The 13,616-nt window shown below is 67.4% G+C and carries 14 protein-coding genes and 1 pseudogene; 6 read left to right on the top strand and 9 right to left on the bottom strand.

Annotated elements, in window-relative coordinates:
* The first annotated feature begins 86 nt into the window (after positions 1-86).
* A complete protein-coding gene (locus G9Q80_RS22300) occupies positions 87-1,040 on the top strand; it encodes a quinone oxidoreductase family protein (protein ID WP_168246582.1) in 954 nt (317 codons plus the stop codon).
* Positions 1,041-1,049: 9 nt separating this feature from the next.
* On the opposite strand, the gene metG is transcribed toward G9Q80_RS22300, so the two are convergent.
* Positions 1,050-2,762: a methionine--tRNA ligase gene (metG, locus tag G9Q80_RS22295; protein WP_088715704.1), complete on the bottom strand. Its 1,713-nt coding sequence runs from the start codon at positions 2,760-2,762 to the stop codon at positions 1,050-1,052.
* A 189-nt stretch (positions 2,763-2,951) separates the two neighbouring features.
* On the opposite strand from metG, the gene G9Q80_RS22290 reads away from it, so the two are divergent.
* Positions 2,952-4,229, top strand: coding sequence for an MFS transporter (locus tag G9Q80_RS22290; protein WP_088715705.1), 1,278 nt, complete (start codon positions 2,952-2,954; stop codon positions 4,227-4,229).
* Here G9Q80_RS22290 and G9Q80_RS22285 read toward each other — a convergent pair.
* Together G9Q80_RS22285 and G9Q80_RS22280 are read right to left on the bottom strand one after the other, a co-directional pair.
* Positions 4,217-5,452, bottom strand: coding sequence for an MFS transporter (locus G9Q80_RS22285; RefSeq protein ID WP_088715706.1), 1,236 nt, complete (start codon positions 5,450-5,452; stop codon positions 4,217-4,219). The genes G9Q80_RS22290 and G9Q80_RS22285 overlap by 13 nt on opposite strands.
* A 79-nt stretch (positions 5,453-5,531) precedes the next feature.
* Positions 5,532-6,128, bottom strand: coding sequence for an ImuA family protein (locus G9Q80_RS22280; protein ID WP_088670241.1), 597 nt, complete (start codon positions 6,126-6,128; stop codon positions 5,532-5,534).
* A 155-nt stretch (positions 6,129-6,283) separates the two neighbouring features.
* On the opposite strand from G9Q80_RS22280, the gene G9Q80_RS22275 reads away from it, so the two are divergent.
* On the top strand, positions 6,284-7,330 hold the full coding sequence (locus G9Q80_RS22275; protein WP_088715707.1) for an aldo/keto reductase: 1,047 nt from the start codon (positions 6,284-6,286) through the stop codon (positions 7,328-7,330).
* A gap of 22 nt (positions 7,331-7,352) precedes the next feature.
* Here G9Q80_RS22275 and G9Q80_RS22270 read toward each other — a convergent pair whose 3' ends face one another.
* Both G9Q80_RS22270 and G9Q80_RS22265 read right to left on the bottom strand, forming a co-directional pair.
* A complete protein-coding gene (locus G9Q80_RS22270) occupies positions 7,353-8,078 on the bottom strand; it encodes a hypothetical protein (RefSeq protein ID WP_133066424.1) in 726 nt (241 codons plus the stop codon).
* A 78-nt stretch (positions 8,079-8,156) separates the two neighbouring features.
* Entirely contained in the window at positions 8,157-9,020 is an 864-nt protein-coding gene (locus tag G9Q80_RS22265) for a helix-turn-helix domain-containing protein (protein ID WP_074622718.1), read from the bottom strand.
* A 106-nt stretch (positions 9,021-9,126) separates the two neighbouring features.
* On the opposite strand from G9Q80_RS22265, the gene G9Q80_RS22260 reads away from it, so the two are divergent.
* The 3 genes from G9Q80_RS22260 to G9Q80_RS22250 are packed head-to-tail and all read left to right on the top strand — an operon-like array spanning position 9,127 to position 11,179.
* Positions 9,127-9,330 (top strand): DUF2061 domain-containing protein, encoded by a 204-nt coding sequence (locus G9Q80_RS22260; RefSeq protein WP_074622719.1) that lies wholly within the window; start codon positions 9,127-9,129, stop codon positions 9,328-9,330.
* Positions 9,323-10,222, top strand: coding sequence for a fatty acid desaturase (locus G9Q80_RS22255; protein ID WP_088715709.1), 900 nt, complete (start codon positions 9,323-9,325; stop codon positions 10,220-10,222). The genes G9Q80_RS22260 and G9Q80_RS22255 overlap by 8 nt, the downstream gene beginning before the upstream one ends.
* Before the next feature lie 57 nt (positions 10,223-10,279).
* Positions 10,280-11,179 (top strand): EamA family transporter, encoded by a 900-nt coding sequence (locus G9Q80_RS22250; protein WP_088715710.1) that lies wholly within the window; start codon positions 10,280-10,282, stop codon positions 11,177-11,179.
* Here G9Q80_RS22250 and G9Q80_RS22245 read toward each other — a convergent pair.
* The 4 genes and pseudogenes from G9Q80_RS22245 to glyA form a co-directional block, all read right to left on the bottom strand.
* Positions 11,109-12,005, bottom strand: a complete 897-nt coding sequence (locus tag G9Q80_RS22245; RefSeq protein WP_088715711.1) for a DUF817 domain-containing protein — start codon at positions 12,003-12,005, stop codon at positions 11,109-11,111. The genes G9Q80_RS22250 and G9Q80_RS22245 overlap by 71 nt on opposite strands.
* Positions 12,006-12,150: 145 nt before the next feature.
* The gene (locus G9Q80_RS22240) at positions 12,151-12,558 is read right to left on the bottom strand and encodes a (R)-mandelonitrile lyase (RefSeq protein ID WP_074622722.1); all 408 of its coding nucleotides are present in this window, start codon (positions 12,556-12,558) and stop codon (positions 12,151-12,153) included.
* 75 nt (positions 12,559-12,633) lie between these two features.
* Entirely contained in the window at positions 12,634-13,170 is a 537-nt protein-coding gene (locus G9Q80_RS22235; protein WP_198549995.1) for an RNA 2'-phosphotransferase, read from the bottom strand.
* A gap of 89 nt (positions 13,171-13,259) precedes the next feature.
* Positions 13,260-13,616 (bottom strand): annotated as a pseudogene (glyA, locus tag G9Q80_RS22230) (serine hydroxymethyltransferase); the annotation flags it as partial.

Below are 13,616 nucleotides of genomic sequence, written 5' to 3'. Positions count from 1 at the left end.
AACGTGTCCTCTTGGATGAGGCGCGCGAGGTAGCAAGCGGCGTCCGCCCTGTCAATTGCAGGCGGACGCTCATGGAGGCGTGTCAGATGAGAGCGGTTGTTCAGGACGTATACGGCGGGCCGGAGCGGTTGCGGATCGCGGATCTGCCGGTGCCAGAGCCGGTGCCCGGTCAGATCCGTCTGAAGGTGTCGGCCTGCGCGGTGAACCTGTCCGACTGGGAATACCTGACCGGCAATCCCTTTTACGCGCGGATGGTCGGCGGGCTGTTCCGCCCGAAACAGCCTGTGCTGGGATCGGACATCGTCGGACTGGTGGATGCGCTGGGAGAGGGCGTGACGGGGATCGGCCTGGGGCAGCGCGTTGCCGGAGATTTCGTCATGACGCGGGGCGGGTTCGCCGAATATGTCTGCGTGCCAGCGGACCATGCGGTGACCGTGCCGGAGGCGCTGTCGGACGTGATCGCCGCCTGCCTTCCGCAGGCCGGGGGAATCGCCGTGGCCGGGACCGAGGGATTGAACGCGGGGACACGGTTGCTGATCAACGGCGCGGGTGGCGGATCCGGGACGATGGCACTGCAATTGGCGAAGGCCGCCGGGGCGCATGTGACCGTGGTGGACAACGCGGGCAAGGTGGCATGGCTGAAGACCCTCGGTGTCGATGCCGCGATGGATTACAGAGAGGCCGACTTTGCCGGGACCGGCGCGTGCTGGGACCGCATTCTTGACATGGTGGCGACACGCGGACCGGGGCGGATTGCGCGGGCCTTGGCGCCGGGCGGGCGCTACCGCGCCGTGGGCGGCGAGGTTGGCGTGCTGCTGTCGCTGGTGTTTGGCGGTTTCGCCTATCGGCTGGCGGGCAAGTCCATCGGGATGCTGATGGTGCCCTCGGGGCGGGCCCTGACCGAACGCGTGTTGCGCATGGCCGTGGAGGGGCGCATCGCGCCGCATCTGGAAGCGGTCCTGCCACTGGACGCGGTGCCCGAAGCGCTGCGGCGGACCGGGCAGGGAGAGGTCAGGGGCAAACTGGTGATATGCCCCTGACCCCTGTTGTCAGTCCCGCTTGCCCGCGAAGCGTTCCTGCCATTCCTCGCGCTCGGCGTCGGTGATCTTGCGGAAGGTCACGTCTGGCACGTCGAAGGCATGACCCACGGGCAGGGCGGTCAGAGCCGCCTCGACGTCATCGGGCCAGTCGGCATCCTCGGCGTGCATGGCCTTCAGAAGGTCGGCAGAGGCGTCGGGGATGAAGGGCGCCGAGATCACCGCGTAGAGCCGGATCAGGTTCAGCGCCAGCCGGATCTGCATGGCGGCCTGGTCCGGGTCCGTCTTGAAGGTGGTCCAGGGGGCGACCTCTTGCAGGTATTCGTTGCCCAGCACCCATGCCGCGCGCAGGGCGGCGGCGGCCTTGCGGATCTCGATGGCCTCCATGTGGGTCTCGTATTCGCGGACCTTGGCGGTCAGGTCAGCGATCAGCTTTGCCTCGGCCGCGCCAGGTGTGCCGCCCTCGGGGACCGCCTCGGAGAACTTCGAGCGGCAGAACTTGGTCACGCGCGAGGCAAAGTTGCCCAGCACGTCGGCAAGGTCCTTGTTCACGCCGGACTGGAAGCTCTCCCAGGTGAATTCGCTGTCCGAGGTTTCGGGGACGTGGCTCAGCAGCCACCAGCGCCAGTAGTCGGCGGGCAGGATGTCCAGCGCCTGGTCCATGAAGACACCGCGCCCGCGCGAGGTGCTGAACTGGCCGCCGTCGTAGTTCAGGTAGTTGAAGGACTTGATGTAGTCGACCAGCTTCCAGGGCTCGCCGCTGCCCAGGATCGTCACCGGGAAGGACAGGGTGTGGAAAGGCACGTTGTCCTTGCCCATGAACTGGGTATAGCGCACGTCGTCCGCGCCCTTGTCGGTGCGCCACCAGCGTTCCCAGTCATCGCCCTTGCCCGCGTCGACCCATTCCTGCCCGCAGGCGATGTATTCGATGGGCGCGTCGAACCAGACGTAAAAGACCTTGCCCTCCATGCCGGGCCAGGGATCGTCGCCCTTTTGCACCGGCACACCCCAGTCGAGGTCACGGGTGATGCCGCGGTCCTGCAGCCCGTCGCCATCGTTCAGCCATTTCTTGGCGATCGAGGTGGTCAGGACGGGCCAGCCGACACGGGTGTCGATCCATTCCTCGATCTGGTCCTTCATCGCGGATTGGCGCAGATACAGGTGTTTCGTCTCGCGCATTTCCAGGTCGGTCGAGCCGGAGATCGTCGAATGCGGGTTGATGAGGTCGACCGGGTCGAGCTGTTTCGTGCAGTTGTCGCACTGGTCGCCGCGGGCCGAGTCGAAGCCGCAGTTGGGGCAGGTGCCCTCGATGTAGCGGTCGGGCAGGAAGCGGCCGTCCGCCTTGGAGTACATCTGGGTCTCGGACACTTCGCGGATCAACCCGTTGTCGTCCAGAACCTTGGCGAAATGCTGGGTCAGCTTGCGGTTCTGCTCGGACGAGGAGCGCCCGAAGTGGTCGAACGACAGCCGGAAGCCCTCGGCCAGCTTTGACTGCACTTCCCACATCTCGGCGCAGTAGTCGGCCACGGGCTTGCCCGCCTTTGCGGCGGCCAGTTCGGCGGGGGTGCCATGTTCGTCGGTCGCACAGAGATACAGCACCTCGTGTCCGCGGGCGCGCAGGTAGCGGGCATAGAGGTCGGCGGGCAATTGCGAGCCGACGAGATTGCCCAGGTGCTTGATGCCATTGATGTAGGGAATGGCAGAGGTGATAAGGTGTCGGGCCATGATGTGCGCTTCTGTCAGATGCGGGGTTTGCGCCCGGTTTAGCGGCCAAGAGGCCCGAGGACCAGAGGGCGCCCCCGCTTTGTCGCAAACGGGCCGAAAGACGGCGGTGCGGCACGGGAAGCGCGGCCTGCCGCGTGCGAGGCGGCGCGGAGCGGAACCGCCATCCCGCACAGCACGAAAGGACATCGCATGAACTCGGTGATTTCAGGGGTCTGGGCCCTGCTTGTCGGCATTGTCCTGATCATGCTGGGCAATGGCATGCATTTCACCCTGATCGGCCTGCGCGGCGGGATCGAGGGGTTTTCGGCGGCGGAACTGGCCATTGTCACCTCGGGCTATTTCGTGGGGTTCCTGTCGGGCGCGCAGCTAACGCCGCGCATGATCCGCCGGGTGGGCCATGTCCGGGTCTTTGCGGCGCTGGGCAGTTTCATGTCGGCGGGGCTGATCGCCTTTCCGCTGGCCGCCGATCCCTGGGTCTGGACGGTGCTGCGGATCGTCGTCGGGTTCTGCATGTCGGGGGTCTATGTCACCGCCGAAAGCTGGCTGAACAATGCCGCCACCAACGAGACCCGCGGCAAGGTTCTGTCGGCCTACATGATCGCGCAGACGCTGGGGCTGATCGGGGCGCAGGGGCTGCTGACGCTGGGGGATGCGGCGACCTCGGTGCTGTTCATCGGTGCCTCGATCCTGGTGTCCATCTCCTTTGCGCCGATCCTGCTGTCGGCGGTGCCGGTGCCGGCGGCAGAGGTGGCGCGGCCGATGCCGCTGCACCGGCTCTTTGTCAGCTCGCCCCTGGGGACGGTCGGGATCTTCCTGCTGGGCACGGTCTATGCGACGCAATCCGGCATGGGGGCGGTCTATGGCACCGAGATCGGGCTGAGCACGAACCAGATCGCAACCTTCATCGCGACGCTCTTTGCAGGGGCGTTGTTCCTGCAATACCCCATTGGCTGGCTGTCGGACCGGGTGGACCGGCGCAAGCTGATTTTCGGGGCGGCGGTGATCGGCGGGGTTGCCGCCGTGGCCGGCTGGTTTTCCGGTGGCGGGTTCTGGCTGCTGACCGGCGCGGCCTTTTTCGCAGGCGGCGTGTCGGCGCCGCTGTATGCGCTGTTCCTGGCCTATACCAACGACTTCCTCGATGCCGAGGACATGGCGGCGGCCTCGGGCGGGCTGGTGTTCACCTTTGGACTGGGGGCCATCGCGGGGCCGCTGGCGACGGGCTGGGCGATGCAGGTCTTTGGGCCCGGGGCCTTCTGGCTGTTCATGTCCGGCACCTTTGGTGCCATCGGGCTGTACGCGCTGTACCGCATGACGCAGCGGGCCGGTGTCCCGGTGGACGAGACCGACAGCTACCTCGGCATCCTGCCGACCTCGTCCCCGGTGGCTCTGGAAGCGGCCAGCGCCTGGGCCATCGACCAGGCAGAGGCAGAGGCAGAGGGCGAGCGGGCGGAGGCTCAGTCCTCCTGATTGGAGCGTTCGCGGATGCCCGACAGCAGGCGGCCCACAAGGAAGGTCGAGCGGGGCGTGTAGATGTAGCGGGTGCGGGTTTCCGTGGCGCGGCGCTTGCGCATCCGGACCAGGCCGAAGACCACCAGCAGCGCGTGCCCCGCCGCGATCATGACAAAGAGCGCGGGCGGGCCGTAAAGCTCGATCAGGGCCGAGGCGAACCAGGGCGCGGCGATGGCGCCGACGGCGAACCAGAACATCAGCGCCGCCGAAAGCGCGATGCGTTCGTCGCTGGCGGCAAAGTCATGCGCATGCGCGGCGGCGATCGAGAAGATCGGAAAGGTGGTCAGGCCGAAGATGGCGGCGGTCAGCATGATCCCGAGGGTGGGCAGGCCGGTGGCCAGCGCGGTCAGCGTGCAACTGGCGATGGCCGCGACCGACAGCCAGACCAGCACCCAGCGCCGGTCATAGCGGTCGGCCAGCCAGCCGACCGGGTATTGCGCCAGCGCCCCGCCCGCCACGAAGGAGGCCAGGAAGAACGCGATCTGCGCGGTCTCCAGCCCGACGCCGGTGCCGTAGAGCGGGCCAACCATCCGGAACGAGGAACTGGACAGCGCGGCCACCAGCACCCCGGCCACCGCCAGCGGTGAACGCGCCCAGGCCAGGCCCGGTGTCAGGCGCGGGGCATCGGGGGTTTCCGGCGGGCGCAGGCGACTCAGCGTCAGCGGCAGCAGGGCGGCGGTGCAGAGCAGCGCCAGCAGCGTGTAGCTGACGTAATGCGCCGGCGGCAGGATCGAGATCATCAGCTGCGCGCTCAGCGAGGCGCCGAGGTCGGCGAGGCGATAGGCGCCGGTGGCGCGGCCCCGGGTCTCGTTCGTGACCTTGGCGTGCAGCCAGGCCTCGATCACCGTGTAACAGCCCGCCACGCAGAGCCCCTGGCCGATCCGCAGCGTGGCCCAGGCATAGGGGTTTTCGACCAGGATGTGGCCCAGGATGCCGATGGTGCCCAGGGCGGTGAAGGCGGCGAAGGCGCGTGAATGGCCCACCGATCCCATGAGGCGCGGCGCCCACCAGCAGCCGATGAAGAACCCGGCGAAATGCGCCGAGCCCAAGAGGCCGATCTGCGTGGTCGTGAAGTCCAGCGCCAGCCCGGACAGCGCGTCGAGCGGGCCGACGCTGCCCGAGGAAAGCTGTAGCAGGATGACCGAAAGAAAGAGCGAGGCAAAGGAGATGAACAGGCGCATGTCGTGTTTCTGCCCGCTCGGGCGGCAGAAGTCAGGTGGCTTCGCGACATATTCTTGTCGTTTCGGCCGTGGCCTCCGCTCAGCCGGGGGTGGGCCAGTCGTGCAGCTTTCCCGCCTCCAGACGCCATGTCCGGGGCGGCTGCATCCGGGCGCGCAGCCGGTCTATGCGCCAGGCGGTCTGGTCCGGTGCATGGACGGGATCGCAGCGAAACCGCGTTTCGACCCCCGGCGCGCCGCCCGCGCCCGGCGTCAGGATCAGCCCCAGCGGACGGCAGTGCCCCATGCCCGCCCCGGCCTCTGCCGCAAGGTGCAGCCGGCGCACAGGGGTCATGGGGGGCGGCTCTGCCAGGTCCCCGACCACCAGTGGCGCCGCGCCGCTGCGCAGCGCCTCTTCCATCGCCCAGAGGCTGTCGACGGGGCGGTCGGTGGCGACGAAGATCACCTCTCCCGGGGGCAGGATCGCCTGCATGCCGCAGGGGTTGAGCTGATCCGGGCTGTGGCGGCGGGTGATCCAGATCACCGGCCCGCCCGCCTGTGCCGCGACATGCAGCGCCAGCGTGCGCCGGGCCTGACCGCAGAGTTCGTGCACGCGGGCATGCGGCAGCAGGATGTCACGCCACAGAACCAGCGCGGGGGGCGGCGCATGGGGGCGGCGCGTGAGCAGGGCAGAGGCCATCGTCATGAGGGCAAGATTAGCGTGTTCCCATTTTGTTCTCAAGCGTGGAGTTCGGATTGCCCGACGGAAAAGCGCCGGGACCGGTGCCCCTTGCCATCCCGGCTGGGCCTGTCATCTTGGCGCCCGACCGACGATTTCAGACAAGGGCCTTTCCCATGAAGATGAACCCGCTGGGCCGCACCGGCCTGATGGTGTCCGAACTGTGCCTGGGCACGATGACCTTCGGCAACCAGACCCCGCCCGCAGAGGCCCACCGCCAGATCGACAGGGCGCTGGAGGCCGGGATCAATTTCATGGACACCGCCGAAATGTACCCGGTGAACCCGGTCCGGGCCGAAACCTATGGCCGGACAGAGGAAATCATCGGCGACTGGAACGCCGCCTCTGGCCGCCGATCCGAATGGATCCTGGCCACCAAGCATTCCGGCGAGGGCAGCATGGCGCGCGACGGGGCGCCGATCACCTCGAAGACGATCCGTGACACGGTCGAGGCCTCGCTCAAGCGCCTCAAGACCGATTACATCGACCTCTACCAGTTCCACTGGCCGAACCGGGGCAGTTACATGTTCCGCAAGAACTGGCGCTATGACCCCTCGCAATCGGGCTGGACCCGCGCGCAGGTGGTGGCGGACATGGAGGATTGCCTGCACGCGCTGCAGGCCGAGGTCGAGCGGGGCACGATCCGCGCCTTTGGCCTGTCGAACGAAAGCGCCTGGGGCACGGCGCTGTGGCTGGAGGCGGCGGAGCGCGTGGGCGGGCCGCGCGTGGCCTCGATCCAGAACGAATACTCGCTGCTCTGCCGGCTGGCGGACACCGACCTTGCGGAATTGATGGTCTACGAGGATGTGGGCCTGCTGCCCTTCTCGCCGCTGGGCGCCGGGTTCCTGACCGGCAAGTACCAGGGCGGCGCGGTGCCCGAGGGCTCGCGCATGTCGCTGAACGAGACGATGGGCGGGCGGCTGAGCCCGCGTGTCTTCGAGGCGGTCGAGGCCTATCTTGGCGTGGCGCGGGAGTTTGACCTGGACCCGGTGCACATGGCGCTGGCCTGGTCGGCGCGGCGGCCTTTCGTGGCGTCCTCGATCTTTGGCGCGACCACGATGGAGCAGCTGGACCACCTGCTGGGGGCCAGCGACCTGGTGCTCTCCGACGACCTGCTGGCGCGCCTGGACGAGGTCCACAAGGCGCATCCGATGCCCTATTGAGACGGCCCCTCCGGGCGGCGCGTCATTGCCGGGCCAGCCGCTCGAAGGGATCGCGTTCCAACTTGGCATGCGGCTCTGCCGGGGCGTCGAAATCCGGAAGGTAAAGTCCCGCAGTCCAGCTTTCGGGCAGCTTGTCGATCACTACCGCAAGCCATTTTCTGGCGGCGGCCGCACGTTTGCGCAGCCGGTCCGCGGCATCCGGGTCGCGGTCACGCAGGCGGTCGTACCGGCCGGCAACCCAGGCCTGGACGCGGTCGGGGCCAATGGAAAAGTAGAGCACGAGCGCGGCCACGAGGCTCATCACCGCAAGAAAGACCACGAAGCCCGGTTTCAGGATGACAAGCGTCAGCAGGAGCAGCAGCGAGAGGATCCTTGGCGCGTCCGGGCGCCGCAGGAAAGCCCGGGCCCGCGTGCGGAGCCATTGCAGCGGAGGTCCTTTTTTGCCGCTGCGTTCGGACGGCTGGGCCCCTGCCGCGACCGCAGGCGCATGATCCTGCGCAGGTGATCCTTGAGGGATGCTGCGCCGGCGACGCCTTTGCCGGGCCGGTTGTTCCGACGGTGATTGCGTGTCCTCATGCTGGTCCAGCATCGTTCGAATTGCCAGAAGATCCGGATCGGCGGACCCGTCACAATACGCGTCTGCTGATGGGGTGTCTGGATGAGGGGCCTTTCGCATTCTGCCTTCCCAACTTTCCTGGAACGTCTTTTTCAAAGACCTGGGCCGCGCAAAAGGCAGGACATCGTTCAACCCGTTTGCGCCCCTTCAGGGTAATGTTGAATGCGGCGGAATTATGGTGCTGGCGGACTTCGGGCCGGGGTGTTGCCCCTATCCCCTCACCTTTGCCTCCAGCGCCCTGACATGGTCGGGCAGGGCGCGGGCGGTGATGCTGGCCTCTTTCACCAGGTGGTCGAAATGACGGGTGATGGCGGTCACGCGTTCGGTGTCGCGGAAGGCCAGGTAGTTGCGGCCCATGTAGAGCACCGCCAGAAGCGGCCCGAAGACCGTGACCGGCGCCGAGTAGAGCCGTCGGGCATCGAAGAGATAGATCCGCAGCCGGGGGTAGAGCGTGGCGCTGAGGTCCGCCAGTTGCGCCAGTTGCACGCGGCGAATATCGGCCGGAATGCCGGCGTAATAGCCCACGCCTTCGGCGAAGCTTTCGACCTCGTAGAGGGGCAGGGCGATTTCATAGTCGGATTTCGAGGCGCGCATCCAGTCCAGCCGGTCCTCGGACGCGTTGATCGCCTGTTCGGTGGTGCGGCCCAGATGCGGCCCGTATTCCCATTCCAGCACCGCGCGCGTCTTGAGCATGTCGGGCAGCGCGGCGGGAACGTGGCGGATCTTGTAGCCCTCCGCCTCGCGGTGCCAGCGGAAGATCTGTTCGTCCACCAGCGCCCGGGGCGCCTCTGTCAGGGTCAGGGAGGTGGCCAGCAGGTCGGCGGCGGATTCCGGTCGATCCGAGAGGCCCAGGAGCCAGTCCGACGACACGCCGAGCGCCTGCGCGCAGGAGCCGACAAGCTGGGCATTGGGCAGGCGCGCGCCGGTGTCCTTGAGCAGTTGCGAGATGGTCGAGCGGTCGACGCCCACGGCCCGTGCCAGCGCGGTCTGGTTCGACCCCGCCCGCTGCATCGCCTCTGTCAGCCGTTTGCGCAGCAGGTCCGCGCGCACCCGCTTGTCGATAATTTTGCTCATTGGTGATTTTTATCACATGACGCGAGAAATGTGAACCATAGACAGGATGCCACCCCGCTCACGCGTCCGTTACCCTGGCCCCGAGTTCAGAACATTCGGAGGTTTTATGGAAACGCGGGCGCGCACGCTTGTGAAATCCGTACTGTGGACGGCATTGGGACTGGTGTCGATGGCGGGGGTGGGCCTGGCCTTTACCGGCTCATTGGCGGTCGGGGGCGGGATGGCGGTGGTGAACGCCGTGATCGGCTTTCTGTCCTACCTGGTCTACGAGCGCGTCTGGTCGGGTATCCGCTGGGGCCGGCATGTCTGAGCGGCTGCGCGGGCTGGAATGGCCGACGCTGCTGCTGTTGGCGGGGTGTTATGCCCTCTGGGCACTGGGGACGACATGGGCGGCGGCGGTCTGGCTGCCGCTGGGCATGATCCTGGTGACGCTGGGCGCGGCGCTGCATTCCTCTCTGACGCATGAGATGCTGCACGGGCATCCGTTCCGGTCGCGGTTCTGGAACGGGGCGCTGGTGTTTCCGGCGCTGTCGCTGGTGGTGCCCTACCTGCGGTTCAAGGACACGCACCTGGCGCATCACCGGGACTCGATCCTGACCGATCCCTACGACGACCCCGAGAGCAATTTCCTGGACCCCAAGGTCTGGCACCGCCTGCCGCGCGCGGCGCGGATGGTGATGCGGGTGAACAACACGCTGGCAGGGCGGATGTTGCTGGGGCCCTTGCTGGGGACACTGGTCTTTACCTTGTCGGACCTGCGCGCGGCGAGGCGCGGGGACCGGCGGGTGCTGCTGGGGTGGGCGCTGCATGTGCCGGCGGTGGGTGTAGTGGTCTGGTGGATGCTGGCGCTGGGGCGGATGCCGGCCTGGGCCTTCCTGCTCAGCACCTATGCGGCGCTGGCGATCCTGAAGATCCGCACCTTCCTGGAGCACCGCGCGCATGAGGACGCGCGGGGGCGGACGGTGATCATCGAGGATCGCGGGCCGCTGGCGCTGATCTTTCTCAACAACAACCTGCATGTGGTGCACCACATGCACGCGATGGTGCCCTGGTATCGGCTACCGGTGATGTACCGCCGCAACCCGCAGCGCTACCTGTCGCGCAACGGCGACTACCGCTATCGTTCTTACGGCGAGGTGTTCCGGCGCTATTTCCTGCGTGCCAAGGACCCGGTGCCGCACCCGCTCTGGCCGCGGGGCTGACCCTGTCCCGGGGCGGGTTGCGCTTGCACCTGCCGGCCCGCTGCCGCTAATGGCGGCATGGACCTCTGGATCATTGCCACCCTTTGCGCGGCCACCTTTCAGACCGCGCGTTTCATGCTGCACAAGCTGTTGGCGACGGGCGACATCAGCGCCACGGGCAGCACCTTTGCGCGGTTTGCCTATGCCATGCCGGCGGGACTGGTGGTGCTGCTGCTGTACCTGGGCCTGACCGGGACCAGCCTGCCCATGCCCGCGCCTGCCTTCTGGCCCTGGGCGGTGGTCGGCGGACTGGGGCAGATCCTGGCCACCGTGCTGGTGGTCCTGGCCTTCCGCGAGCGCAATTTCGCCGTGGGCATCACCTTCAAGAAGACCGAGGTCATCCAGACCGCGCTGATGGGGTTCGTCCTTTTGGGCGAGGCGATCTCTCCACTTGGCTGGCTGGCGATCGGGATCGGGCTGGTGGGCGTGCTGATGCTGTCCAAGACGCCGGATGCGGCGGGGCTGTGGCGCGGGCTGCGCAGCCGCGCGGTGCTGCTGGGCGTCGGGTCGGGCTTTTTCTTTGCCGTCGCGGGCGTGGGCTATCGCGCCACGACGCTGGAAGTGCCCAGCGAGGACCCTGTGCTGCGCGCGGCCCTTTCGCTGGTCTGCGTGACGGCCATGCAGACCCTGGGCATGGCGTTCTGGCTGCGCTGGCGCGAGCCGGGGCAGATTGCCGCCGTCTGGGCCGCGCGAGGCCGGGCGGCCTGGCTGGGGCTGACCTCGATGGCCGGAACAATGGGTTGGTTCACCGCCTTCACGCTGCAGAAGGCGGCCTATGTCTACGCGCTGGGCCAGGTGGAGCTGATCCTGTCGCTGGCGGCCTCGGTGCTGTTCTTTCGGGAAACCGTCACGCGGCGGGAGGTGCTGGGGATCGCGGTGCTGACGGCCTCGATCCTGGTTCTGGTTCTGGGGCTGTGAGCGGCGCGCGCGAGAGCGCGTCGCGCAGGACCAGCGTCACGGTGGTGAAGCTGACGTAAAGCAGAAGATACCACGAGCCCATCTTGGACAGGTGCACGAGGTCGAGGGTGGTCTGGCCCTTGTAGAGCCATGTGTTGGTATTCGTGCCCACGTTCTCGGCGATCCAGAGGAAGATCGAGGTGAGGAAAGCGGCCACGGGCAGCGGCATCCAGCGGCGGGTACGGTTGATCGTGAACCAGACGCGGGTGCGGGCGAAGAGCAGCACCGTGGCGGCCATCAGGACATAGCGCGCGTCGGGCAGGTAGTGGTGGGCGAAGAAATTGACGTAGATCGCCACGGCCAGCGTCACGCTGGTCCAGAACGGTGGGTAGGGCGCGAATTTCATGTCGAAGATGCGGATGACCCGAGCCATGTAGCTGCCGACCGCCGCGTACATGAAGCCGGAGAAGAGCGGCACGCCGTGGATCTTCAGAAGCGCGTCCTCGGGATAGGCCCAGCTTCCTGCGTTGACCTTGAACAGTTCCATCGCCGTGCCGGTGAGGTGGAATAGCAGGATGACCCTGGCCTCGGTCAGGGTTTCGAGTTTCAGCGCAAGGAAGGAGAGCTGCAGGGTGAGGGCATAGAGGAAGAGCCCGTCGTAGCGATGAAGTGCCCAGTCGTCCTGCCAGATGCGGTCCGACAGGATCAGCCCGCCCAGCATCAGGAAGCCGAAGAGGCAGGCCCAGCCCTGCTTGAGCAGGAACATCAGGAGATCGGCAAGGCCGGTGGGGAGATGCGCGCGGGTGAAATCCCCGAGCGCGCGTTCGAGGCGTCTGGTCGTGATCATGGCGTCTTGTGGCCCCTTGGGGGAGGGCACGCCAGTCAGGGATGCCTGACCTTTTGGCTGCTGGGGAGCGGGGGCGCTGCCCCCGTCTCCCTTCGGTCGACTCCCCCGGGTGTATTTTGGCCAAGAAGAAGCCAGGGGCGGGGCGTCAGGGGGCGCGGGGGCCGCTGTAATCGGCGTCCGTGACCTTTTCCAGCCAGTCGGCGGCGCCGCCGTCCTGGGCCTCCTGGATGGCGAGATGGGACATGGCGACATCGGGGGCGGCGCCGTGCCAGTGTTTCTCGCCGGGGGCGAACCAGACCGTGTCGCCGGGGCGGAGTTCCTGCACCGGGTCGCCCTCTTTCTGCGCAAGGCAGAGGCCGGAGAGGATGTGCAGGGTCTGGCCAAGCGGGTGGGTGTGCCATGCAGTGCGGGCGCCCGGTTCGAAGGTGACGATCAGGGCGTGGACGCGGGCCGGGTCCGGCGCCGCGATGACGGGATCGAAGCGGACGGTGCCGGTGAAATAGTCGGGGTTCGGCGTGACGGAAGGGCGGGAACCGGCGCGATGGATCTGCATGGTGAGCCTCGTGGTTGTTGGCGACATGCCTACCCTAGGCGATTCCGGGTGCGGGGGAAGCCCGGGCGGATGGTCTCAGTCCGGCAGGCGTTCGAGCCGTGTGGGCGGGACATGGTCCACAAGCCAGACACCGTTCAGCGACCGGAAGAACAGCATGCCGCTGCGGCCCATCTCTCCGGCGGCGACGGCAAGGATGACCGGCTTGCCGCGGCGGGCACCGACCTTTTTGGCGGTCTCGACGTCCGGGGACAGGTGTACGTGATGGCGGGACATGGGGCGCAGACCCTCGGCCAGGATCGCGTCGAGCGCGCCGGGATGGGTGCCGTGATAGAGCGTTTCGGGCGGGGCGAGCGGCGTCAGGCCCAGATCGACCGGGATCGAGTGGCCCTGGTTGGCGCGGATACGGCTGCCATCCGGGGAGCGCGCGAAGCGCTGTTTGTCGGAGGCGGCGACGACCTGCTCCAGCCGCGCGCGGGTGAGGGGCATGGGCGCGCGGTCCAGCAGGTCGTCGATCGTCGCCCAGCCGCCCGCGTCGAGCGTGAGCCCGATCTCCTGCGGGGCGTGGCGCAGCACGTAGGAGAGGAATTTCGATATGTCGCGGTCGCTTGCCATGTCCATGGATATGAAAAACCGCCGTGGAGAAGTCCACGGCGGTTTTCCTGACCTAGGGCGGCGGGGTGATCCCCGGCCTGCGTGCGCGTTCAGAGCTCGGGGTAGATCGGGAACCGTTTGCAGAGGGCGTCGACCTCAGCCTTGACCTTTTCCTCGACCGCGGCGTTGTTGTCCTCGCCGTTGGCGGCCAGGCCGTCGACGACCTCGATGATCCAGTCCGCGATCTGGCGGAACTCGGCCTCGCCGAAGCCGCGGGTGGTGCCCGCCGGGCTGCCGAGGCGGATGCCGCTGGTCACCGTCGGCTTTTCCGGATCGAAGGGCACGCCGTTCTTGTTGCAGGTGATATGCGCCCGGCCCAGGGCCTTTTCGGTGGCGTTGCCCTTGACGCCCTTGGGCCGCAGGTCGACCAGCACCACATGCGTGTCGGTGCCATGCGTGACCGTGTC

The organism is Mameliella sp. LZ-28, assembly GCF_012274245.1.
GTDB classification, from domain to species: domain Bacteria; phylum Pseudomonadota; class Alphaproteobacteria; order Rhodobacterales; family Rhodobacteraceae; genus Antarctobacter; species Antarctobacter albus.
The sequence above is the reverse complement of the archived record's forward strand: the minus strand, read 5'-3'. Positions and strand labels throughout refer to the sequence as shown.

Bases quoted from the DNA above. Each gene is read 5' to 3' on its own strand.
- G9Q80_RS22300 (WP_168246582.1), top strand. From the start codon at position 87: ATGAGAGCGGTTGTTCAGGACGTATACGGCGGGCCGGAGCGGTTGCGG.
- metG (WP_088715704.1), bottom strand. From the start codon at position 2,762: ATGGCCCGACACCTTATCACCTCTGCCATTCCCTACATCAATGGCATC.
- G9Q80_RS22290 (WP_088715705.1), top strand. From the start codon at position 2,952: ATGAACTCGGTGATTTCAGGGGTCTGGGCCCTGCTTGTCGGCATTGTC.
- G9Q80_RS22285 (WP_088715706.1), bottom strand. From the start codon at position 5,452: ATGCGCCTGTTCATCTCCTTTGCCTCGCTCTTTCTTTCGGTCATCCTG.
- G9Q80_RS22280 (WP_088670241.1), bottom strand. From the start codon at position 6,128: ATGGCCTCTGCCCTGCTCACGCGCCGCCCCCATGCGCCGCCCCCCGCG.
- G9Q80_RS22275 (WP_088715707.1), top strand. From the start codon at position 6,284: ATGAAGATGAACCCGCTGGGCCGCACCGGCCTGATGGTGTCCGAACTG.
- G9Q80_RS22265 (WP_074622718.1), bottom strand. From the start codon at position 9,020: ATGAGCAAAATTATCGACAAGCGGGTGCGCGCGGACCTGCTGCGCAAA.
- G9Q80_RS22260 (WP_074622719.1), top strand. From the start codon at position 9,127: ATGGAAACGCGGGCGCGCACGCTTGTGAAATCCGTACTGTGGACGGCA.
- G9Q80_RS22255 (WP_088715709.1), top strand. From the start codon at position 9,323: ATGTCTGAGCGGCTGCGCGGGCTGGAATGGCCGACGCTGCTGCTGTTG.
- G9Q80_RS22250 (WP_088715710.1), top strand. From the start codon at position 10,280: ATGGACCTCTGGATCATTGCCACCCTTTGCGCGGCCACCTTTCAGACC.
- G9Q80_RS22245 (WP_088715711.1), bottom strand. From the start codon at position 12,005: ATGATCACGACCAGACGCCTCGAACGCGCGCTCGGGGATTTCACCCGC.
- G9Q80_RS22240 (WP_074622722.1), bottom strand. From the start codon at position 12,558: ATGCAGATCCATCGCGCCGGTTCCCGCCCTTCCGTCACGCCGAACCCC.
- G9Q80_RS22235 (WP_198549995.1), bottom strand. From the start codon at position 13,170: ATGGCAAGCGACCGCGACATATCGAAATTCCTCTCCTACGTGCTGCGC.